At 48.0% G+C, this 23,561-nt stretch carries 18 protein-coding genes, 1 tRNA gene and 1 riboswitch; of the genes, 13 read left to right on the top strand and 6 right to left on the bottom strand.

Features of this window, described 5'->3' with window-relative positions; genetic code table 11:
* Positions 1-10 precede the first annotated feature (10 nt).
* From pta to ACKU4E_RS06870, 8 genes are all read left to right on the top strand, one after another.
* Positions 11-2,128 carry a phosphate acetyltransferase gene (gene pta, locus ACKU4E_RS06905; protein ID WP_320170345.1) on the top strand — a complete coding sequence of 706 codons (2,118 nt, stop codon included), beginning with the start codon at positions 11-13 and terminating at the stop codon, positions 2,126-2,128.
* Positions 2,129-3,319: an acetate kinase gene (locus ACKU4E_RS06900; protein ID WP_320170344.1), complete on the top strand. Its 1,191-nt coding sequence runs from the start codon at positions 2,129-2,131 to the stop codon at positions 3,317-3,319. It abuts the gene before it with no gap.
* A gap of 228 nt (positions 3,320-3,547) precedes the next feature.
* A complete protein-coding gene (locus ACKU4E_RS06895) occupies positions 3,548-4,171 on the top strand; it encodes a lactate utilization protein (RefSeq protein WP_320170343.1) in 624 nt (207 codons plus the stop codon).
* A gap of 1 nt (position 4,172) precedes the next feature.
* Positions 4,173-6,329, top strand: coding sequence for an L-lactate dehydrogenase (quinone) large subunit LdhH (gene ldhH, locus ACKU4E_RS06890; protein ID WP_320170342.1), 2,157 nt, complete (start codon positions 4,173-4,175; stop codon positions 6,327-6,329).
* Between the two features lie 358 nt (positions 6,330-6,687).
* A complete protein-coding gene (locus ACKU4E_RS06885; RefSeq protein ID WP_320170341.1) occupies positions 6,688-8,496 on the top strand; it encodes a methyl-accepting chemotaxis protein in 1,809 nt (602 codons plus the stop codon).
* A 90-nt stretch (positions 8,497-8,586) separates the two neighbouring features.
* Positions 8,587-8,889, top strand: coding sequence for a Dabb family protein (locus tag ACKU4E_RS06880; protein WP_320170340.1), 303 nt, complete (start codon positions 8,587-8,589; stop codon positions 8,887-8,889).
* A gap of 359 nt (positions 8,890-9,248) precedes the next feature.
* Complete coding sequence (locus ACKU4E_RS06875) at positions 9,249-11,060, top strand: methyl-accepting chemotaxis protein (RefSeq protein WP_320170339.1); 1,812 nt, start codon at positions 9,249-9,251, stop codon at positions 11,058-11,060.
* Between the two features lie 86 nt (positions 11,061-11,146).
* Entirely contained in the window at positions 11,147-11,473 is a 327-nt protein-coding gene (locus ACKU4E_RS06870; RefSeq protein ID WP_320170338.1) for an Hpt domain-containing protein, read from the top strand.
* Positions 11,474-11,554: 81 nt separating this feature from the next.
* On the opposite strand, the gene ACKU4E_RS06865 is transcribed toward ACKU4E_RS06870, so the two are convergent.
* The 4 genes from ACKU4E_RS06865 to ACKU4E_RS06850 all read right to left on the bottom strand — a co-directional run bounded on the left by ACKU4E_RS06865 (position 11,555) and on the right by ACKU4E_RS06850 (position 14,658).
* On the bottom strand, positions 11,555-12,517 hold the full coding sequence (locus ACKU4E_RS06865) for an alpha/beta fold hydrolase (protein ID WP_320170337.1): 963 nt from the start codon (positions 12,515-12,517) through the stop codon (positions 11,555-11,557).
* 143 nt (positions 12,518-12,660) lie between these two features.
* Positions 12,661-13,218, bottom strand: coding sequence for a manganese efflux pump MntP family protein (locus tag ACKU4E_RS06860; protein ID WP_320170336.1), 558 nt, complete (start codon positions 13,216-13,218; stop codon positions 12,661-12,663).
* A 19-nt stretch (positions 13,219-13,237) separates the two neighbouring features.
* On the bottom strand, positions 13,238-13,927 hold the full coding sequence (locus tag ACKU4E_RS06855; RefSeq protein ID WP_320170335.1) for a VTT domain-containing protein: 690 nt from the start codon (positions 13,925-13,927) through the stop codon (positions 13,238-13,240).
* On the bottom strand, positions 13,924-14,658 hold the full coding sequence (locus ACKU4E_RS06850) for a glycosyltransferase family 2 protein (protein ID WP_320170334.1): 735 nt from the start codon (positions 14,656-14,658) through the stop codon (positions 13,924-13,926). The genes ACKU4E_RS06855 and ACKU4E_RS06850 overlap by 4 nt, the downstream gene beginning before the upstream one ends.
* Before the next feature lie 87 nt (positions 14,659-14,745).
* Between ACKU4E_RS06850 and ACKU4E_RS06845 the strand changes: the two genes are divergently transcribed.
* Positions 14,746-14,822: transfer RNA gene (locus tag ACKU4E_RS06845), tRNA-Met, on the top strand.
* A 140-nt stretch (positions 14,823-14,962) separates the two neighbouring features.
* Here the strand turns inward: ACKU4E_RS06845 and ACKU4E_RS06840 are convergent.
* The gene (locus tag ACKU4E_RS06840) at positions 14,963-15,814 is read right to left on the bottom strand and encodes a TIGR02285 family protein (protein WP_320170333.1); all 852 of its coding nucleotides are present in this window, start codon (positions 15,812-15,814) and stop codon (positions 14,963-14,965) included.
* A 349-nt stretch (positions 15,815-16,163) separates the two neighbouring features.
* Here ACKU4E_RS06840 and ACKU4E_RS06835 point away from each other — a divergent pair, with 349 nt between their 5' ends.
* The 4 genes from ACKU4E_RS06835 to glyA all read left to right on the top strand — a co-directional run bounded on the left by ACKU4E_RS06835 (position 16,164) and on the right by glyA (position 20,346).
* Positions 16,164-17,141 (top strand): substrate-binding domain-containing protein, encoded by a 978-nt coding sequence (locus tag ACKU4E_RS06835; protein ID WP_320170332.1) that lies wholly within the window; start codon positions 16,164-16,166, stop codon positions 17,139-17,141.
* A 525-nt stretch (positions 17,142-17,666) separates the two neighbouring features.
* Positions 17,667-18,254: a VPLPA-CTERM sorting domain-containing protein gene (locus ACKU4E_RS06830; RefSeq protein WP_320170331.1), complete on the top strand. Its 588-nt coding sequence runs from the start codon at positions 17,667-17,669 to the stop codon at positions 18,252-18,254.
* 182 nt (positions 18,255-18,436) lie between these two features.
* Entirely contained in the window at positions 18,437-18,874 is a 438-nt protein-coding gene (locus ACKU4E_RS06825; RefSeq protein WP_320170330.1) for a hypothetical protein, read from the top strand.
* A gap of 73 nt (positions 18,875-18,947) precedes the next feature.
* Positions 18,948-19,035, top strand: a riboswitch (ZMP/ZTP riboswitch).
* 54 nt (positions 19,036-19,089) lie between these two features.
* Positions 19,090-20,346: a serine hydroxymethyltransferase gene (gene glyA, locus ACKU4E_RS06820; protein ID WP_320170329.1), complete on the top strand. Its 1,257-nt coding sequence runs from the start codon at positions 19,090-19,092 to the stop codon at positions 20,344-20,346.
* A gap of 182 nt (positions 20,347-20,528) precedes the next feature.
* Here the strand turns inward: glyA and ACKU4E_RS06815 are convergent, their stop codons facing one another.
* Entirely contained in the window at positions 20,529-23,276 is a 2,748-nt protein-coding gene (locus ACKU4E_RS06815; RefSeq protein WP_320170328.1) for a methyl-accepting chemotaxis protein, read from the bottom strand.
* Positions 23,277-23,561 lie beyond the last annotated feature (285 nt).

The raw sequence follows: 23,561 nt of genomic DNA, 5'->3' as shown, positions 1-23,561 counted from the left end.
GATTATCCCAGTGTCCAAAAATCTTTACATCACTGCCACCGAAGAGAAGAGCGGTAAATCTGCCATTGCTCTGGGCGTGATGCAACTGCTGCTAAGAGATCTGCAGCACGTAGCCATCTTCCGACCCATCATCAATGATAACCAGACAGGTGCTCGTGATCATGACATCAATCTGATCATGAACTACTTTAATATGGATATCGATTATGAGGACACCTACGCCTACACACTGAAAGAAGCCCGGGAACTTATCAACAGCGGCAAACATTCTCTGCTGCTGGAAAACATCCTCAACAAGTACAGCCAGCTCGAAGAGAAATATGACTTTGTCCTTTGCGAAGGCACAGATTTTCAGGGCAAAGATCAGAGCTTTGAGTTCGACATCAATGCTGAAATAGCTGCAAACCTTGGTTGTCCCGTACTTCTCGTCGCCAACGGACGCGGCAAGACAGCCGAGGACATCACCGCCTCCACACAGCTTGTTATTGATGCCCTTGAAGACAAGGGTGTTGATACCGTTGCTGCAGTCATCAACAGACTGAACACCACGGCCCAGGACAAGGCTGAAATTCTTTCCAGCATCAAATGCAAGACCAGATGCACCCAGGAACTGCTTGTCTACGGGATTGATGAAAATGAATCTCTGGGTAACCCCAGCATGAACGATGTCCGCAAATGGCTGGACGCTTCCGTACTTTACGGTCACGGAAGACTCGATACACTTGTTGACGATTATGTAATCGCAGCAATGCGTATTGGAAATTTTCTTGAATACATCGAAAACGGAAGTCTGATCATCACTCCCGGTGACCGTTCGGATATCATCCTGAGCTCTCTGGCTTCCAGACTCTCCACCTCCTTTCCGGATATCTCCGGGATACTGCTCACCGGCGGACTGCAGCCCAGTGCCAGCGTCCATCGTCTGATAGAAGGGTGGACCGGTGTTCCCATTCCCATTCTTTCCGTAAATACCAACACCTATCGCACCACTCAGCTGCTGAGTGAACTTTACGGTAGAATAGATCCTGAAGATCAGCGCAAGACCGCATCCGCTCTCGGCGCATTCGAAGCTCATGTGAAGACTGATGAACTCAGGCACCGCCTGGTCACCAACAAGTCCAGCAAAGTTACTCCCAAGATGTTCGAATACAAGCTGGTACAGAAGGCCAAGGCCAACAAGCAGGTTATCGTTCTTCCGGAAGGTACCGGCGAAAGAGTTCTCCGCGCTGCCGATATCCTTACCCGTCGCGGTGTTGCAGATATAGTTCTGCTCGGAAACGCAAACGAAGTTGGGACCAAAATTTCCCAGCTCGGTCTTGAAATGAACGATGTACGTATTCTCGATCCGGAATCTTCTCCTCAGTTCGAAGATTACTGCAACACTTATTTCAAGCTGCGCGAACACAAGGGCATCCGTATGTCCGATGCTCGTGACCGCATGCTGGACCCGACCTATTTCGGTTCCATGATGGTTTACAAGGGGCATGCTGACGGTATGGTTTCCGGTTCCATCACCACAACCCAGCAGACTATCCGTCCTGCTTTCGAGTTCATCAAGACCAAACCTACTGCATCCATCGTATCCAGTGTCTTCCTGATGTGCCTGAAGGACCGGGTTCTGGTTTTCGGCGACTGCGCCGTCAACCCCAACCCCAATGCCGAACAGCTTGCTGAAATTGCTTTGAGTTCAGCTCAGACCGCACGGATCTTCGGTGTTGAACCCCGTGTTGCCCTGATGTCCTACTCCACCGGCCAGTCCGGAAAGGGCGCTGATGTTGAAAAAGTCAAGGAAGCAGTTCGCATCGCCAAGGAACGTGCTCCCGAGCTGCTCATCGAAGGCCCCCTGCAGTATGACGCAGCCATCGACCCCGATGTAGCAAAGACCAAACTGCCTGACAGTGATGTTGCAGGCCGCGCAACTGTCTTTATCTTTCCCGATCTGAACACAGGGAACAACACATACAAGGCTGTACAGCGTTCTGCAGAGCAGTCCGTTGCAATCGGCCCCGTTCTTCAGGGCCTCAACAAGCCTGTAAACGACCTCTCCAGAGGCTGTACCGTACCCGACATTGTTAACACTGTGGCAATCACAGCAATTCAGGCCCAGGCCGAAAAAGGACTTATCTAGATGAAAATATTAGTGATTAACGCCGGAAGCTCTTCAATCAAATATCAGCTTCTGGACATGGCTACCGAATCCGCCCTTGCATCCGGTATTGTTGAGCGCATCGGCGAAGAAATGGGCAGCATCACCTATAAAGCCGGAGAGAAAATTACCTCCGAGCAGCCTTTTCCCACCCACCGCGAAGGCATGATTGAAATCATCAATCTGCTTACCGACGATGAAAAGGGTGTTGTAAAAGACAAAGCCGAAATCGCAGCGATAGGTCACCGTATCGTTCACGGTGGTGAACTCTTCTTCGAACCTGTGGAAGTTACCGAAAAGGTGCTGCAGGGCATCAGGGATTGTATCCCCCTTGCTCCTCTGCACAACCCCGGTCACGTCATCGGTATCGAGACCGCAATGGAACTTTTCCCCGGTGTTCGTCAGGTAGTTGTTTTCGACACTTCCTTTCACCAGACCATGGAACCCGAAGTATACATGTACGGCGTTCCCTATGAGTTCTACGAAAAGTACGGTCTCAGAAGATACGGTGCACACGGCACTTCCCACAAGTATGTCGCCCGCGAAACCGCAAAACTTCTTGGTAAACCCCTTGAAGAATGCAACATCATCACTGTTCACCTGGGTAACGGTGCATCCATTTCCGCTGTTCGCAACGGTAAATGCTGCGATACCTCCATGGGCCTGACTCCGCTTGGCGGAATCATCATGGGTACCCGTTGCGGCGATATCGATCCCGCCATCGTAGGTTTCATTGCCGAAAGAACCGGACAGACCGCTGCTGAGGTTGTTTCCACCCTCACCAACGAAAGCGGACTGAAGGGCATCTGCGGTTCCAACGACCTGCGTGATATTCACGCCCGCATTGCCGAAGGCGATGAACGTGCTGAGCTTGCTCTCAACATGGCCTGTCACCGTGTCCGTCAGTTCATCGGCTCCTATGCTTTTGAACTCGGTCATGTAGACGCTATCGTCTTCACCGCCGGAATCGGCGAAAACGATGCCGTATACCGTGCAAAATCACTTGCCGGTCTTGAAAACTACGGCATCACCATCAATGAAGAAAAGAACCTGAACTGGGACAGAACCCCGTCTTTCATCAGTGATGATGACGGAACTGTTAAAGTGGCCATTATTGCCACTAATGAAGAGCTTGAAATAGCAAACGATACTGTCAAGGCTCTCGGGCTGTAGACGGTATTCTAAGGATAAGAAGCCGGGGTGGAGGGTTGGAAGACTCCACCCCGGTCCGGAAGGTTGGTTTAAGGTCGTTCCGCCTGCGGAACGACCTTACTTGGAAACTCCCCGTGCAGCCCTAAAGAAGGGTTGTTCCAGCGGATCTTGTGGAAGGGAACCCGCGGGAGATCAACGGGGTTAATCTCGAGCGTCACCTTAGTGACTACTCAATTTATTGGGGGAAAAATGACAGTTAAAGCTGAAAGTCTTAAGCTTTTCACTGACAAGGCTGAAATCGCGTCCGCCGTCGTCTCGGAGATTTCCTCTTTTGACGATGCCGTGAAATATATCATGGATCTTTGCGGAAAGAAAGAAGCCTGTAAAATGCTGGTCTCCGGTTGCGAACAGGGGCTTTCCGGAAAAGCCGAAGCCCTGTGTGCCACTAAAACCGGAAAGACCATTTCCGCTCCTTCTTTGAGCGAAGAAGAACTCGCCGTACTTGACGCACAGTGTGAAGAAAACGGTTTTGTACTCGTCAAGGACAGTGTGCGCAATCACCTTGGCGGAATGGATATCGCATTGACCTATGCCGATTACGGCATAGCCGAAACCGGTACCCTGGCAGTAAATTGTCCTTCAGAGCAGCTGCGTCTCGCCACCATGATCAGCGAAGTGCACGTAGCTATCCTGCCCAAATCCAGAATAGTGGAAAATTCCTACGACATCGAAGGCTGGATGGAAGAAAACATGATGAAGGGTGATTACACCGCATTCATCACCGGAGCCAGCCGTACCGCGGATATCGAGCGCGTACTGGCTATCGGCGTGCACGGACCACTTGAACTTCATATTCTTCTTCTGGAGGACTAATATGCAGGACGCAAAGAATCTTAAGGAATACAGGAAGGAGATCAAGGAATCTCTGGATAACGACTTTCTCAGAAATGCCATGGACAAGTTTGCCGTGGCATACCGTGCAGGTCGCGCCAATGCTTTCAAAGATATGGACGAAAGAGCCCTTATCGGCGAAATCGCCGCAGCCAAGGATTGCGCTGCAGGCAGACTTGACGAGCTTTATGCCAAGTTCAAGGAAGAGGCCGAAAAGCGTGGGGCTGTTGTGCATCTGGCCAAGGATGCCCGTGAAGCTAACGAAATCATAGGCCGGATTGCCCAGGACGAAAAATGCAAAGTCGTGGTTAAATCCAAATCCATGACTGCTGAGGAAACCCTGCTCAACCACCATCTTGAAGATCTGGGAATGGAAGTGGTTGAAACAGACCTTGGTGAGTGGATTATTCAGATGCGCCATGAAGGCCCGAGCCACATGGTTATGCCTGCTATCCATCTTTCCCGCCATCAGGTCAGCGATCTTTTTTCCGAAGTTACCGGCAAGAAACAGGACGATGATATTCAGAAGCTCGTCAAGGTTGCACGTCGCGAACTTCGCCAGAAATTTGTTGATGCCGATATGGGCATTTCCGGGGGCAACTTTGCAATTGCCGAAACCGGCTCCATCGGACTCGTTACCAACGAAGGTAACGCCCGTCTGGTGACAACCCTCCCCCGCGTGCATGTAGCACTCATGGGGCTGGACAAGCTTACCCCCAAACTTCATGACGCATTGCGTGTGATAAAGGCTCTGCCCCGTAACGCTACCGGACAGGCCATCACCTCCTACGTTACCTGGATCACCGGGTCCAACGAGTGCGCTGCGGCTGAGGATGACAGGAAGAAAGTGCACTTCGTGTTTTTGGACAATGGAAGACGCGCTCTCGCTAAGGACCCGGTGTTCTCTCAGGTGTTGCGTTGCGTGCGTTGCGGTGCATGCGCCAACGTCTGTCCTGTCTACCGTATGGTCGGCGGCCACAAGATGGGCCATATCTATATCGGGGCTATCGGCCTCATTCTCACTTACTTCTTCCACGGAACCGACAAGGCCAAAAACCTTGTTCAGAACTGCATCAACTGTGGAGCATGTAAGGAAATCTGTGCGGGCGGCATAGATCTGCCCGGCCTGATCAAAGATATTCAGGCCAGAATTCTGGAAGAGGAAGGACATCCTCTTTATTCTTCCTTCCTGGCCAAGATGATGAAAAACCGCAAACTATTCCACAAGTTTTTGCGTATAGCCAAGCATGCCCAGAAGCCCGTCAAGGCCAAGGACGGATTCATGCGCCACCTGCCCATGATTTTCGCCCCTTCCCATGACTTCCGGGCACTGCCGACCGTTGCGGAAGTTCCCTTCCGCGATATGTGGGCCAAGGTAAAACCTGCCAAACCTGCGGAAATTAAATACAAGGTTGCTATCTTCTCTGGCTGTGTTCAGGATTTTGTTTATCCCGAACAGTCTGTAGCCACTGTGGAAAGCATGCGTAACAAGGGCGTTGACCTTGATTTCCCCATGGATCAGTCCTGCTGCGGTCTGCCGCTGCAGATGATGGGTGAAAAGGAAGCCTGCCGTGAAGTTGCCCTGCAGAACATGAGGGCTTTCGAAGCAACCGATTGCGATTATATCCTGACCATGTGCGCTTCCTGTGCTTCACACCTGAAGCACAACTACGTGAAGATGCTGGGTCACGATTCCAAATATGCCATCCGTGTTCAGGAATTTGCCGATAAGGTTATCGATTACAGTTCCTTCATGAATGACGTTCTGGGTGTGGGTAAGGATGACTTCCTTGATTCCGACGGAGATACCGTTACTTACCACGCTCCCTGCCACCTCTGCCGCGGACTTGAAGTCAAGCAGGCTCCCCGTGAACTCATGGAAAAAGCCGGCCTGGACTATAAGGAAAGCGCTGAAGAGGAAGTCTGTTGCGGATTCGGCGGAACCTACTCCGTTAAGTTCCCCAAGATCTCCGAGCAGCTTCTTGAAAATAAGCTTAACAATGCAACTGAAACCGGAGCTAAGGTACTGCTTACCGACTGCCCCGGATGCGTAATGCAGATTCGCGGTGGCGCAAAACGGAAAGGCTATGACCTTGAAGTCCGTCATATCGCTGAATACATGGCTGAGCGCAGAAAATAAATCAGGCTTGGTGTCCGCGGTTTTGTTTGCCGACCGCGGGCACCGCTCAAGCAGCGGCATGTAATTATGCCTCCAATCCCGGTACCTTCACCTCGCAACTGAAATACCGGTTACCTGCCGCACCCCGTAAGGCTTTTCCATTCGCTCGCCCGATGGAAAAGCCTTTTTCATACATGACGACGTTTAATTATCCTCGGATAAACATTCCCGCAGTTATTGTTAATAAAGTTGTAAGGGGGTAATGTGTCGTACATGTCCTGCCGAAAAAGCAGTATGTGTTTTTTAAGTGTCTGTACGACAGGGCGTATCTATATAGTTGTTGCTGAAATAATGATTATTATCTGTAGAGGGAGTGTTTATGTTTAAGAATCTATCTATCGGGGGAAGGTTTGTACTGCTTCTGGCTTCAATGTTTTTGTTTATACTTTTTATAGGTGGCATGCTTTTCGTTGAAATTGAAAACGTAGTCAAGATTGGTATTCACGAAGTCGAGTCCGGGCTGATTCAGGGACAGAAGGACAAAATCGAGGTTGCTACCAGAGCAGCGGCAGATATATTGGGCGCACAGCTCAAGACGGTCGAAGGTACAGATGCAAAAATTGATTTTGTGCGAAAAGCGGTTGATACATTTCGTTTTGAAGAAGACGGCTCCGGGTATTTCTTTGTTTACAAGGGAACTGTAAACGTTGCTCTGCCTACAAAAAAAGCCGTACAGGGAAAAGATTTAAGCGGGGCCAAGGATAAAAACGGAGTTTTTTTTGTCAGAGAGCTTGATGAGGCCGCAAGGAATGGTGGCGGATTCGTGAATTATGTTTTCGATAAACCCGGTAAGGGCGTTCAGCCCAAGCTGGGTTTTTCTGTCATGATTCCAGGCACTGATATGTGGATTGGAACCGGAGTTTATATAGATAATATCGAGGCTGAAAAAACTCGCATCAATTCGGATATTGATTCCGAAGTAAAGTCGGATGTTTTTACCATTTTTGCGGTCATGGCGGTTCTCCTTCTTCTTGTGGTGGTCCCGTTATGCATTGCAGTTGTTAGGTCCATAGTAAGGCCGATACATGCCGTTACTACCGCTGCGGGCCGGGTTGCCGAAGGTGATCTTGATGTTGTTCTGAATCCGGCCGGGAAAAATGAAATTGCGGCATTGCAGCATTCCATCAACTCCATGGTCAAAACTCTGGCCTCCAACCTCGAAAATATAGGCAGAAAAGAGGCCGAGTCCGCTGAACAGGCTCGCATAGCCCATAAGGCTGCCGAGGAAGCCGAAGAGGCGCGCAAGGCAGCTGAAGGTGCAAAACGCGAAGGTATGCTGGCCGCAGCAGACAAGCTTGAGAGTGTACTTAAAAACATAGTGCAGATTTCAACAAATGTAGAACAGGCCACCCATGATATAATGAGCGGCAGTGATTTTCAGAAGCAGCGTATAACAGAGACAGCCACAGCCATGGAAGAGATGAACGCGACTGTGCTTGAGGTTGCCCAGAATGCCACGGAAACAAACAGGGATACCGAAGAGACGCGGGACAAGGCGAGTGAGGGACAGAATGTTGTGCAGGGAACCATTCAGTCCATGGCCGACATAGAGAAACAGACCGCTGATCTTGAAAAGTTGACTGAAATGCTGAATAATCAATCCATTGAGATAGGCAAGGTCATGAGTGTTATTAATGACATTGCCGACCAGACCAATCTTCTTGCTCTCAATGCCGCGATAGAAGCTGCCAGAGCTGGTGAGGCCGGTCGGGGATTTGCCGTTGTTGCCGATGAAGTGCGCAAGCTTGCTGAAAAGACAATCGGTGCAACGGATGAGGTGGACAAGAGTATTTCGTCCATTCAAAGTCTTGCCAGGCAGAACATTACCGGAGTTAGAACCGCAGTCGAAGCAATAGCCTCTGCTGCTGAAAAATCCCGTGTTTCCGGCGGGGTGCTTTCGGAGATTGTCAGTCTTGCCTCAAATGCGGCAGGGCAGGTGCAGTCGATTGCCACGGCTGCGGAAGAACAGTCTGCAACTTCTGATGAAATAAACCGCAGCATTTCCGAAATTGATTCCTTAACAGAAGAGAACGCCCGTAACAGTCTTCTGGCTGCTGAAAGCGCAAAAGAACTTTCAAGCGAGGTCAACACGCTTGTAGCCCTTGTTGAGGAGCTTAGACGGTCATAATTCGGGTATGGCCGTAATCGGTACCCCATAAATAATTTCCGGCATTAGTTGGATCCATTGTCATTTAACTTACACTGAAACGGAGGAAGAATGATCAAACATATTGTAATGTGGACATTGAAAGAGGAAGCAGAAGGAGCTACGGCAGCGGAAAATGCCGCTAAGATGAAAGAGATGCTTGAAGCTCTCAATGGGAAGATTGAGATTTTGAAACATCTGGAAGTAAGTGCCGATATTTTTGAGGCCGCTCCTGAATGCAGCATAATCCTTTACTCTGAATTCGATAGTAAAGAGGATCTGCAGACATATGCGGTCCATCCTCTGCACCTTGAATGTGTCGGTTTTATCAAGAAGATTGTCAAAAGCCGTAGCGTTGTAGATTATGTGATCTAGCTTGGCCACTGCCGAGTTTTCAAAAGCCGGGAACATATGTTTCCGGCTTTTTTTATTTTCAGCAATGTTGTGAACATTGTTAATTGAACGATTAATAAGTCAAAAATCAATGTTAAAAATAAATTTTCAACCAATTTAGTGTAGATTTTTGTGTTTTAGTGCTTATTTAATGTTGTAGGTTGTAGAGTAATGTTTCAATCAGGTTAAATCAGTCGTTCACAGTTTTTTAACAGTTTCTTCTCGGTTTTGTTTGATAAAATATACAAAAAATATATAGTTGAAGTAAGGTGAGGTGAATTTTGACCCCTTAAATATAGTAAGGACTTGTGGATAACCATTTAACTGAAAGGAGGAGGGGTATGCTCAGGAACCTGTCTGTCGGAGCGCGGTTTTTTCTCCTACTGGCGTTGATGGTCCTCTTTATTCTTGCCACTGGAATATTTTTCCTCGGTGCAATCAGGAATATTACTGAATACGGGGTAAGTTCCACATCCCAAATAATGCTTCAGGACCAGAAGGACAAGATCATGGTTGCCACCAGGAGCATGGCCTTGTCCCTGGGTGAAGAACTGAAGCGTTTTCCCAACAGGGAGGACAAGCTGAAGCTCATCCGGGCGGCTCTCGATCCTGTCCGTTTCGAGAAGGACAAGTCCGGGTATTTTTTTGTATACGAAGGAACGGTCAATGAGGTCATGCCTCCCAACAAGTCCTTGCAGGGTCAGGATCTTGCCGGCTTAAAGGATCAGAACGGCCTGTATGTCATACGTGAACTTGCCAGGGTTGCTAATTCCGGCGGCGGGTTCGTTCGCTACTATTTCGAAAAGCCGGGAATGGGTGTACAGCCCAAGATCAGCTATGCCACCCCCATTCCGGGAACCGGAATGTGGATCGGGACCGGGGTATATCTGGACAATATAAAGACCGAGACGGACAGTATGGGAGCAGCTATGGCTGACCGTGCTGATTCCATAACCCTGAAGATTCTGCTTGGAGCAGGAGCAGTCCTGATTCTGCTAGTTCTTCCCCTTTCCTTCTATCTGGTTCGTTCCATAGTCCATCCCCTTACCGAGGCTACCGAAGCTGCAACTTCTGTTGCAGAAGGAAATCTGGACGTCAGCCTGTCTCCTGAAGGCCGTAACGAGATTGCAAGCCTCCAGAGGGCTCTTAATACCATGGTTTCCACCCTTGCAGAAAATCTGGACAGCATCAGGGCCAAGGAGGCCGAGGCTCAGGATCAGGCGCGAATTGCGCACGAAGCGGCTGAAGCGGCCCGTCAGGCACAGGCCAGGGCGGAAGGTGCAAAGAAGGAAGGAATGCTTGCGGCGGCAGACAAGCTTCAGGCCGTGATAGAGCGTGTCTCAAGCATAACCGGTGAGGTTACCGGCAGTGCGGATGAGATCATGCGCGGGAGTGAGTTCCAGAAGTTGCGGGTGGCCGAGACTGCCACGGCAATGGAGGAAATGAATGTAACCGTTCTGGAAGTTGCCAGAAATGCGTCCAGTACCAGTGAAAGTTCCGAGACCTCCATGCGCAAGGCCCGTGAAGGTGCTGCGGTGGTTCAGGATGTTATCGGCGCCATGACCAATATTCAGGACCGGACCGATCAGTTGAAGCAGTCCATGGAGCAGCTCGGCATGCAGGCTGTGGACATCGGCAATATCCTCGGTGTCATCAATGATATTGCGGACCAGACCAACCTGCTGGCTCTTAACGCTGCAATTGAAGCAGCTAGAGCCGGGGATGCCGGACGCGGGTTTGCAGTTGTTGCGGATGAGGTTCGCAAGCTTGCTGAGAAGACCATAGGGGCTACTGAGGAAGTTGAGCACAGCATAAGCGGAATACAGAAGCTGGCTCGTGAAAACACCCGCGATATGGACGCGACAGTTGAGGCTGTTGAAAAGGCTACCGGCTTGTCCCGTTCATCCGGTGAGATGCTGGATGAAATTGTAGCGCTGGCCGGTAACTCCGCAGATCAGGTCCGTTCCATAGCGACTGCTGCAGAGGAACAGTCGGCAACCTCGGATGAAATTAATCGCAGTATAGGTGAGATTGACTCCATGACCGAAGAGAATGCACGCAACAGCCAACTGGCGGCAGAAGGGACCAAGGCCCTTTCCACTGAGGTTCAGGCTCTGCTTAATCTTGTTGATGAATTGCGTAGTGAAGATTAGTTGTGATATCCTGCCCAATGTTCGGAAGTCCGGTGATTCTGTCCCGGACTTCCTTATATGGAAATATCACAACACCGGAGTGCGTCATGGGTTTTGAACTTAGAAACACTGTGGAAAACCATCTGCTGGAAAAGGCTGGGCTGCCGCAGGAGAAACTGGACGAATTCATAACCGAATCTGCTGCACATCTGAGACGGCTGATGTCCGTGCTTGATGATGCCATTGACGATGGAGATTTCGAGGAGATCATAAGCAACGCGCACCGACTGCGGGGCGGACTGTGCAATCTCGGTCTTGAAGAATTGAGCATGGTTGCGAAAAATATCGAAACCACGGCCGCAGGCAATGCCCCGGCCCATCTCAGTTGCTATTTCATGAGACTCCGTCGTGAACTCAAACCTCTGATCGGTTAGCCATGCTCAGGGGCCGGGCGGTAGTCATACACCTCCAGTCCCATTTATTTCAGATCGTCAGCACTTGTTTTTCAGGTATGCTCACGTGTTCAGGAATCGTATTGTCCTGTCTTCCGACCAGATCTGTTTTTCCATAGGCAGGTCTGCAAATCCTACATGTCCTCCGTAATCCGGAATTACCAGCGAAAGGGTCTGGCTGGAACTTGCTTCCTCCAGCGGGTAGCATTCCGGAGTAAGAAACGGGTCGTCTTTGGCATTGATAATCAGCGAAGGAACAGTGATGTTTTTCAGGAATTGCTTGCAGGAAGAGGTGGTGTAGTAGTCCAGCGCGTCTTTGAAGCCGTTGACCGGAGCTGTATATGCGTTGTCGAAATCGGTTATGTTGCGGATGGTGGAGAGCTTGTCTAGAGGGTAAAGGTCGGGATACTGCTTGTGTTTGAGTCTTATCTTGTTCTTCAATGATCGCAGAAAATAACGATTATATATGAAGTTGCTTGAAGCGCAGAGTTTTCTGGCCGAAGAAGCCAGATCGCAGGGTACGGATATTCCTATGGCCCTTTTTACCTTCGAGGGAACAATCTCAGGCTTTTCACCAAGATATTTGAGGACCTGATTTCCGCCCATGCTGAAGCCTATTAACGCTGCATCTTCGTATATGCCGTGATTAAGGCCATAGGTCAGAACCGTGTGGAGATCATCTGTCTGCCCGCTGTGGTACATGGTGGGCAGTTTATTTATTTCGTGGCTGCAGCCTCGGAAGTTGTAGGTGATGCAGTCCCATCCGGCAAGAACCAGAGCGCGTGCCATGCCAAGGACATACGGTCTTCTGGAGTTGCCTTCCAGTCCATGGGCAATGACCGCAAGACGTGAACTGCTTGCAAGGTGCCAGTCAATGTCCAGAAAGTCGCCGTCGGGAGTATCAATTCTTCTTTTAACTACAGGCGGCAGGCTTACCTTTCTGAAAAGGCGGGGAAAAATAGTTTGCAGATGGCCGGATTGAAGTGGGAGTTTGGGTTTGTAGGGAGGGGGTTGCAATAAAGGCATTTGGTAAAAATATCCGTCCTTTGGCTTTAGCTATGAAGCCGGTCAATGGTTAAATGGGATTTATTTTCAGCCAGATTATACTCATGATTGAGTACTGTCAAAACACTTATTGAAGTTGCCGAATGCGGATTGGCCGTTCCTGCTCACTGCAGCAGCAGTTTCAGGCCTATGAGTACAAGTACAACTCCGCCTATGCGTTCGGCAATGTGGCTGTATCTTGATACCCTTGAAAAGGATTTGCCCAGCCACAGGCCGAGTGCGGTAAGCGCGGATGCGGTTATGCCGATGAACAGACAAGGGACGGCGATGGGGTAATTCATTATGGAAAAGGAAAGTCCCACCGCAAGAGCATCCAGACTGGTAGCCACGGAAAGAAATACGAGCGACATCCCTTTGGTCGGGTCCTTGTAATTACTGCAGGAATCGTCTTTTTCAAATGATTCCTTGATCATTTTTCCGCCGACAAAGGCGAGCAGGAAGAAGGAAATCCATGGAGCCCAGGTTTCAACCAGAGATTTGACTGTGAGACCTGCAGCCCATCCCAGCAGCGGCATTCCGGCCTGAAAAAGGCCGAAATGGAAGGACAGCCGGAAGCTCTGCCGTCTGCTCACTTCCGGCATACACAGCCCGCAGGCCACGGCGATGGTGAATGCATCCATAGCAAGGGCTATTGAAATGATTATGATTTCATAAAACGACATGAATCTGCGGCTCCACCTTCTATTCCACGACCGCTTCGGCCTGTGTGCGGTATTTGCGGTAGATTTTGAACCCCAGCAGGGAAGAAGCGATAAAAAGGGCGACTGCCAGAATCATCTGAGCTGTGGACGACACATTGACGCCGGACCCGAACAGGGCAAAAACAACATTCTGCGGAAGATATCCAAGTGTTGATCCGAGGATAAAAGGCGCTGCCGGGATGCTCGTAACCCCGGCCAGAACATTGGTTGCCACGTTGCTCCCGAGTGGGAAGAAACGAATGGTCAGCGCCATGTTGAACGGGCTGCGGCTCAGGAACTCGTCCACCTTGCTGATACGTGCTCCGAATTTGCGTTTTATGAAGGAGCGGCCCACCAGTCTGGAATAGTAGAATGCGCAGGCGCAACCCAGTCCCGTTCCAATGGTCCCGAGGATGGAGCCTAGGGCAAACCCGTACGCATATCCGCCCATGAAACAGATGACCTGGCGGGGGAAACCCACGGCGGAAAAAAAGGTTGCCAGCGCCAGATAGGTCAGCACCCCGGTCATGCCTCTGGAGCGAACATGGCTGTCTATCCAGGCCGTGTCGAGTGCCTGTGATATTCCGGCATACCGCAACAGGTAGACTGCCAACGCCAGTACTGCGAGCATAGCGAACCCTTTCAGCAGGGCCTTTATGCCTAGTCTGGAATCGTTTTGTACGGCACTCATGAATTTTTCTCGCCGCGTTCTTTGATTTTGTAACTGAAATGTCTGCTCTGGAGCCAGCGGACACCTAACAGGTCGTAACCGCCTGCAATGGCCCGGTCCAGAGTTCCGTATTTGGATACTCCCTGATGTCTGGGCCTGTGGTTAACCTTTGTTTCCGATACCGATGCCCCCTGCATCTTCATCAGGGTGGGCAGGAACCGGTGCATCCCGTTGAACCTTGGAATTGCACGGACCATTTCGGTATCCATGATTTTAAGCGAGCAGCCGGTGTCCTTTACCGATTCTCTGGTCAGGCGGTTCCGAATGCTGTTGGCTATCTTGGATGCTATCCTTTTGATCCATACATCCCTGCGCTTCATGCGCCAGCCTATGACCATCTGATGGCCTTCGGCATAGAGTTTAAGCATGGCCGGAAGGTCTGCGGGGTCATTTTGAAGGTCCGCATCCATTGTGGCAACCTTCGGAGCGCGTGCTTCATCAAATCCAGCGCAGAATGCAGCGGACTGTCCTCTGTTTTCTTCAAAGGAAATATATCTGGCTTCGGTGAATGTTTCTGAAATATCCTTTAGAACGGCAAGGCTGGCATCGGTGCTGCCGTCGTCTATAAATATGACTTCATATGAGAGATCAAGCGGCTTCAAGGCCGAATCGATTTCCTGCATCAGTTTTAGTAAATTGTCCTGTTCGTTGAATACAGGAATCACGAGAGATAGTTCGTATTGGTTTTGCATAGCGAGAGATGAGATAAGAAAATTTAAGAAATTTGTAAATAGCTGTTGACAATGTCAGCCCCGCTCTGTAGAACCCTCTTCACGTGACGCGGGGTGGAGCAGTTTGGTAGCTCGTCGGGCTCATAACCCGAAGGTCGTTGGTTCAAATCCGGCCCCCGCAACCAAGTAAATACAACGGCTTGTAACCAATCGGTTGCAAGCCTTTTTCGTTTTTATGCACTTATTGTTCTACAAACATTAAATGTATTGAGTTCGGTTGACCGGATTCTTTGTTGAGGTGAGTGCTCGATACTTAGTCAGGACACTACTCCGGAAATACTTCAGCGGCGAATTCATTGTGCCTTTTTATGTCTTCTGGTGCTAAAAAATCTTGATACCTTTCCTTGCATCCTTCTAAGTATTTATTGTTTATGATAGTATTTATCCTGTTTATGACTCGTTTTCCCCAAGCATTTTTAGTACATCCCACATATGCAACTATATAATCGTCAGCCTCTCTGATGGGGATATACTTCATTTTGTTTGTTATGTTTTCGTGAGTCGATATCCATGACAAGACTTCTGGATATTCAATGACATAATCAACCCTTCTGCCTGCAGCCAAGGCTATTATGTGTTCTCGAGATACATTTTTGTCATGACTTTTTATTATTTTAGGTGAGTTAGGGGCCCTTGTTATAATATCGTCTACGGCTTTCATATATTTCCGCCCTGACGAAATTCCCATTTTCATGTCCGATTCTTCAAACAATCTGTTTATCGAGATATAGCCGGATTTATCGATGAATGGCTTGAACTCAGCTAGGCGACTTTCAAGGATACAAACACCGCACGGTAAACCGACAATAACTGGTTGGCTGAATTCGAGTATTTTTTTTCGAGCAGGAGTTTTTAATAAGGTTACGCAGCAACCATTTGAAATTCCCAGCTGTTTAATGATTCTGGAGAAATTGGCTTCGAATGAGGTGTGTTCGTATTCATGAAGGTTTGTTTGCAGAGTTTTCATTACCATATCACCAAAACCAGATCCTTTTGATTCTCCTCTTGCAATTGTACATGGCGGAAAGTCTGCATAATACCATTCGATTCGTTCATCTGAGCAAAGTCCGGTTATAGGTAGCATTATTGTCATCAATAAGGTTAACAAATATTTCACGATTCTTGTCCTGTGCATATGTTTAACAGATCAGAGTCATATTTGTTTATTTCTAGCTGTATTTAGTCCTAAATAATAGTATGTTGTCAAATCGTTTTCTTTTTTCTATACTTTATCCCTGCTTTTTTGGATCAACCGAATATAAAATAGTGCACAAAAAACAATTCCCCACTCGATCCACAGAATCGTTTCAAATAATTAACTGCACATCGTGCTCAAATTCGTAGCAAACAAGACCATTCTGTTTTATTTGTGAATATATATGTATGTTTTTTAGAAGACTTTTATGGTTGAGCCGAGTAGAAATTTAATGGCATAAATATAGATAAATAATGTCTGTGAGGTAAGTATGTTGAAGATGCTTTTTGTGATTTTCTTTATGCTGCTTTTATCTTATAGCCCTGCAATATGTTATGCCGAGGGAAATGTTTTTGCTATACTTGGTAAAAGTAGAGACGATTATAATTTTAAATCTGTTGTCGATGGATGCAATAAATTTGCTAAACGTAATGGTGATTCTTGTATAAATATTAGTAGTGAAGGTGCTGCCCATCCTCGAAGTCAGTCTAAAGCTCTTCTTAGAGCTATACGAAGGTTTCGTTTGCATGCTGTTGCTGTGTCTGTTGTTAATTCAAAATCATTAGCTAAAATTATTAATTGGTATAAGTCTAGAGTGCCAATTATAACATTTGATTCTCCTTTTAGTTTAGCTGATATAGAAGCAGAAATGGTATATATTGGGCCTAATAATGTGTCTATAGGGCGAAGCTTGGCGGCTATTGCTCAAAAAAGTTACCCAAACGGTGGAACTGTATGTATAATGACTGATCGAAATGATCCTAATTTACTGCAAAGAGTTAGCGGGGTGAGAATGGAGCTAAGTTGTAATTCATCATTTCCTGGGGATAAGCGGCTTGAAGGTGAAAATGGTTGGACTGAATCGGTGTTTAGTCCTATTAATTCCGGAGATTGTGTTGATAGAACTTTAGCTATACTAGATAAGATTGTTAACCAGATTAAACCGGATGTTTTTATTGCTGTTGGACACTGGCCCATATTAGATGCCTCTGGGTATAGAAGAATTATGGAAGAACATAATACTATTCTGCCTGATGAAAGGGTGTTTATAGCCTGTGCAACAGGGGAGGCTACAGATGAGATGAAAAAACTTGTCGAAGATAATTTGTTAAATGCAATCGTTGGATTTGATTTTTTTAAAATTGGCGAACTTTGTTATGAATGTATGGATTTGTTGAGCAAGAAGCAACCTGTACCTTTGAAAGTTGATGTGCCATTATTTACAATTACCAGTGAATCTGGGAAATAAACTGTTACGATTCAGGCTTGTTACATATTTTCAGATTTCATGGTTATTTAACGGTGTGAACTTGAAGGATATTTTCAGGTGGTAATAGTTGTGTCTTTTGTTTCGGATGATCAATTACCCGGAAACGGGCAATCGAAGACGGAAATTTAGTTGATGTGGCAACTCAAGCAAAAATAGACCGAATTTAAGATTTCATAGGCTGTTTCTCTGAATTATAATGAGAAGTACATTATACCTCCTGTCGGATTTGAAGACGAAAATGTGACTTATTGGTTCTGTTGTCAGGGCGAACAATTCTTATCTATCCGTGTTTTATGTTTATGAGTTTTTTGGCGCCAAGGTTGCATTAATTGGCGGTTGATATGGTTTAGGCAATTTTGTCCGGTGTACCTGATGGTGTGTTGTTTTCTGCATCCGAACAACCACGTCTTATTTACAGACATTGGAGAAGTTATCCTTGACGCCTATGGTGCGAGGGCTTATTTTTTTAATGACAGAAAATGTTCTTAGTCTGGGGAGACGGTAATGAGAAATATATTTGCTGCATTTATACTGCTTTTTATTTTGGTTGTTCCAGGTATGGCGAACGCTTCGTCATATTATCTGACCTTGTCCGGAACTGTCGGGTCCGTTGAGGATGGAGGAGGCCTGGTGAGTGCGGCTGGTATTTCCATCGGTGATACTTTAAGCTACGTGGTCAAGATTGATACTGATCAGACCGGTTCCGTTACGGCTTCATGGGGTACACAGGATAAGTATGGGACAATTTACTCTTCCTTGTATTCAGGAGTTCTAAGCGGCATGAATACGCAAAGTGATAACTATCTGCAGACTTATTGGGAAGGGTTTTATTCCCGTACAAGCGGGGATGATTCAACTATTGAATTTCAGAACTGGACTTCCGATCTTGCCAGCCTCACCGTTGGTTCCAGTATCTCTACTCTGAATGAATTTGCTTATAACTCCAACTATGGTTTTTCCAAGGTTGTGCTGGACGGAGTTACCGTAACCAGTATATCCGAAACCGCCCCGACTCCCATTCCCGGAGCAGGGTTGATGATGCTTGGAGGGCTTGGGGTTGTCGGTTTTGTAAGACGCAGATTTTCAAGCTAGGCGGTATTTCGCTGGTCATCCTGACTGGTTCTATACTGAAAGAATTGATAACGCGGACAGCCGGAAGGCATCCGCGTTTTTTATTTGGCAATATTCAACGTTGTCTTACGGTTCGAAAGGTATTATTTGTTCACTACTGTTTAATCAGTTTCTCCGTTGAGACTATAAAAGGGGCGTATACAATGGCAAAGGATTATCAGCCGAGGATGCATTCGGCAGAGCATATTCTCAATCAGGCTATGGTCCGCAAGTTCAATTGCGGAAGATGCTTCAGCGCGCATATAAATAAAAAGAAATCCAAGTGTGATTATCTTTTTGACCGGGCCATTACTGATGACGAGGTGAAGGATATTGAACGTTCTGTGAACGAGGTTATTTCTTCCGGGGTTGCGGTTACTGAGCAGACAGTCAGTCTCGAAGAAGCGGAGAGACTGTTTAACCTCTCCAGACTTCCCGAAGGGGTTACTAGTGTCAGGGTTATCAGAATAGGTGATTTTGATGCCTGCCCGTGTATCGGTGAGCATGTGGAAAATTCAAGTGAAATCGGTGAGTTCAAAATTGTTTCCAGCAGTTTTGAAGACAATGTTCTGCGTATCCGCTACAAACTTATACTGGCCTGAATTGAAAGGGGGCTGCAGAAATATGTTTACAGCCCTATGATCTGTTGTTAACTAAAGAACAGCTTTTTGAATACGTGTTCCGTGCTACTGGCGATGTGATGTAGAATTAACTACAGGGAAACACGGAACTTATTATCCAGCCGCTCGCCTGGGCCTCGTCCTTTCCGGACGTGTATCCTTTCCTCTGAAAAGAGGTGCAATCTAAAGGAGTGCCCATGCAGCAATATCGAGAACTTCTCCAGAAAAATGATCAGGATGTTTTTAATGCCCTTTCCGGCGAGGAAGCTCGTCAGAAGGCAGGTATTGAACTTATCCCTTCCGAAAACTACACCTACCCTGAAGTGCTCTGTACTTTGGGGAGCGTCTTTACAAACAAATATTCCGAAGGTTATCCCGGCAGGCGTTACTATGGCGGACAGGAATTTACCGACACCATAGAGGACATCGCACGTGAACGTGCGAAGAGTCTTTTCCGCTGCGAGCATGCAAATGTTCAGCCCCTGTCCGGTTCTCCTATGAACCAGGCTGTTTATCTCGGCCTGCTGGAACCGGGTGATACAATTCTCGCCATGGACCTCTCTCATGGCGGTCACCTTACCCATGGTGCTCCCGTTTCATTCATGGGCAAGCTGTTCAATTTCATTCGCTACAAAACAGACCCCACCGACGGCGCGATAGATTTTGATGAGCTGCGCAGAATCTCTTTGGCTGAAAAGCCGAAGATGATTCTTTGCGGTTACACTTCCTATCCTCGCGATCTGGATTACTCCCGTTTCAAGAAAATTGCCGACGAGGTCGGCGCCATAACCATGACCGATGCTTCCCATTACGGGGGTCTTGTTGCCGCGGACGTTCTCCGCAATCCTTTTGATTTCGGTTTTGACGTTGTTACCACCACATCGCATAAGTCTCTTCGCGGACCGCGCGGCGGTATGATTCTGTGCCGGAAAGAGTTTGCAGCCCGGATAGACAAGGCTGTCTTTCCCGGACTGCAGGGCGGACCGCACATGAATACCATAGCCGGTATAGCAGTGACGTTGAAGAAAGCTGCCGAGCCTGAATTCAAGGAGTACGGCAGACAGGTCCTGCTCAACGCTTCGACCCTCGCAGATGAGCTGGTAAAGAACGGTGCCTCACTTGTCACCGGCGGCACCGACAACCACATGATGGTTTTGGATACTGAGAAGAGCTTCGGAATTAACGGTAAAATCGCCGAGGAACTGCTCGACAGTGTCTCCATCACTACCAACAAACAGATAATTCCCGATGATCCAAATCCGCCGCTCAAGCCGAGCGGGATAAGGATCGGAACACCTGCGGCCACTACGCGCGGTATGAAAGAGAAAGATATGGTCAGGCTGGCCGATTGGATGCTCCGTATCCTCGGCAATCCGGATGATAAATCTCTGGCCGCCTCCACCAAAGCGGAGATAGAAGCTTTCTGTTCAAGGTTCCCGGTTCCGGGGATCTAGCCACTTCATTCCTTCCTTCCCATATTGTCCGGGGCCGCCTCCTCCCCGCGGTCCCGGGCAAGAGATTAAAAAAGGCCTCTATCCTCGGATAGGGGCCTATTCTTATGTTGTTCAGGTAGTCTCGAAAGGTCAGGAATAATCTTGCCGCATATTTTTTATTTTGTGGCGTCCACTAATGCAGATCAATCATGAAGTTGATCAATCAAGCCGTTTAGTTCACTCGCCAACTGGGCTATTTCGGAAAGCGCTGCTGATGACTGTGACATTGACTCCGATGTTTCCGAAGCAATGCGGTTTATTTCTCCGGTGGATCTTGCAATCTGGTCGGATGCCGCGGACTGCTGTTCTGCCGCTGTTGCAATTGCACGGACCTGATCGGTCGTTTCTGTTGCCATATCAAGAATTCTATTCAGTGAAGAAGAGGCTTTTTTCACGAGTGAAGAGCTTTTGTAGACTTCTTGCGCAGCCGTATCGGTTTCCGCGATATTTCTGCGTGCGCCGTCCTGAATTGCGACTATGACGTCACTTACTTCTTTGGTGGCAAGCATTGTTTTTTCCGCCAGTTTCCGGACTTCGTCCGCAACTACCGCAAATCCACGTCCCGCCTCGCCTGCTCTCGCTGCTTCAATGGCTGCGTTGAGGGCCAGCAGGTTGGTCTGGTCCGCAATATCGTTGATCACATTGATTACGTTGCCTATTGAGTCGACATGAACTCCCAGTTTCGACATGCCTTCTTTGAGACCATCCGTCATAGAATGGACCAGTCCTGTTGATGCTATCATCTCATCCATTATTTCCATTCCCTCATCGGAGCATCTGCGGCTGCTGTCGGCAGTTTCAAAAGCTTCTTCAGCATTTCTGGCAACCTCCAGAACCGTGGCGTTCATTTCTTCCATCGCGGCAGCTGTTTCGGTGGTCATATTGCTTTGTTCAGCCGCTCCCTGGCTTGATTCCTCAACCTGTGCCGATAACTCCTCCGTGGCCGAAGACAGGCTTTGCGATATCAGGGCCGCCTGATCCGCAACTGCGGTCATTCTCTTTCTGGCATTTACTATATCGGTTTGGTCTACAACCACCTCGAAGGCGCCGATGGCGCGGCTGTCTTCGTTAACAATGGGAACAGCAATATACTTGATTTCAAGTTCGGAATCTGCCGGAGAGGCATGTGTTTCCGAGTGCGACATCTCTTTTGTCTGCATGGATCTGGTGCAGGCGCAATTAGGTGTTTTGCAGTCATTAGTCTTGAAATGGTCAAAACATTTGGTTCCCTGAACCTGCTGCACGGATTTTCCCCCCGCCTTTGCGCCGGCCTTGTTCATGAAGAGTATGTTCAGATCATTGTCAACGCTCATAAGGGGCATCGGAATGGCATCAAAAAAGCTCAGCAGGGTCTCCGCCAGCGTGTTGATATGGGCCAGCATCTGGGCATATGCGCCGTTGAACTTGGAAGTATCTCCCGTTTTGCGCAGGTTCCCTTCCTGAATATGTCTGCAGGTTTCAGCCACTTCGTTGGTGAAAAGTCCTATATTCTGCGGTATCTGGCGCATGGCATCGGCCAGTATGCCTATTTCGTCTTTCTGGACCACATCAAGTTTTCGGTCCAGATCTCCTTCCGCAATGGCCTTGGCAAATGTGACCGTTTTTTTAAGCGGTGAGGTCAGGGATATTGCCACCAGAAGCGCGAGAACAACGATGACCAGAGCTGAGACTGCGCCTGCTGTTATGACTGAATTGCGCAGCGATATTACCGGCTGCAGAACTTCCGATTCGTTCATTTCAACCAGCAGGGCCCATGTTTTTTCCCCTATATGTATCGGAGTGTATGCGGAAAGCACCAGATTTCCGTTGTAATCTTTGATTACCCCGATTCCGGTTTTGCCTGCCAGAGAGTTGCGGACAGCCTCGGTATCCACGGAGCCCTTGTCCGGGTTTTCAAATGATGCCCGCACGCTATGGGTGTCCGGCGTCAGGAAAGAATCCGAGCGCATGAGTTTGTCGGAGCCCACAAGATAGGATTCGCCTGTTTTGCCGAGACCTGCGCGGTTGGACATTACAGCTGTTATCCGGTCCAGCGGAATCTGGAAGACAGCTACGCCGACCAGTTCATCGCCATCATAAATCGGAGATGAGATGAAGCTGGCCGGAGCTTCGTATGAAGGAGTGTACGGTTTGAAATCAGTGAGACAAACATAGTCTCCTTTCGGAGCCTGGCATGCCTTGCGGAAAGCCTTGCCAAGATTGGTGTCGCTGTACGCGCCGTTTTTGAGTGATGTTGTGAAGTCCAGTTCCTTGAAAACCGTGTACACAATATCACCGCTTTTGGCGTCAACCAGAAAAATGTCGTAATAACCGAATTTTTCGAGAAAATTTCTGATCGTGGGGTGATATTTTGCATGTAGGCTGCTGTATGATGAAGGGTCGTCTGCAGCGTCAAGCAGGTGTTTGGAGCCGAGCTTGTTCCTGTTGGCTTTTATGTATTGATACTGGAGGGCAATGGAGTCAGCGTCCAGCGCTGCAAGAAGCTCCATGGCGTTCGGAGACTTGCCGTGATGCTGTTTTTTATACTCGGCCGTAAAATCGCCGGTATAGTATGAGCCAAGCTCTTTTTTCATCCGGGCAACATCTTCCGAATTGAAGTTGTTGTCGGCTCGGAATTGCTGAAACGCGGAATCAAAATCCCTCATCGCATCAATAATCATACGGTCTTCGGAAAAAGTCTGAATCTGGTCGTGAATTGTATTGAAAAAGAATTCAAGACCATCTTTTTTTATGTCCCGAATGCTTTCAAGTTGCGAGTACGTTTTGGCTGTAAGGGCTGTTTCTGCTTTTTCAAGTGACAGCCAGCCGACAATACTCAGAGGTATGAGCCCAAGAATGAGCATGATTATGATCAATTTCGGCTTCATGGGTAGATTTTTCACATTAAGCACTATTCACCTCGGTTGCTTATAGAAGTATATGTGAATTTGTATTTGGCTGTTGGGTCCGGAAATCAATTATAATATGCAAAAATACATATTTGTATGTTTTATGTTGGTGCAATCGGCTTAAAATCTATTCTTTTTCGTTTTTGTTAATCAGCTGGTGATTTTTTATTCAGATAGTTTTATGAGTGCTGACTCGGAATTAACGGTTAAGTGTAATCTTTTTTTTCGGATGGACAGTCTTTGATGTATTGGGTAAAAGCTATAGAATTGACAGATATACCATGTGAA

It is taken from the genome of Maridesulfovibrio sp. (assembly GCF_963677005.1).
Classification (GTDB): Bacteria; Desulfobacterota; Desulfovibrionia; order Desulfovibrionales; family Desulfovibrionaceae; genus Maridesulfovibrio.
The sequence above is the reverse complement of the archived record's forward strand: the minus strand, read 5'-3'. Positions and strand labels throughout refer to the sequence as shown.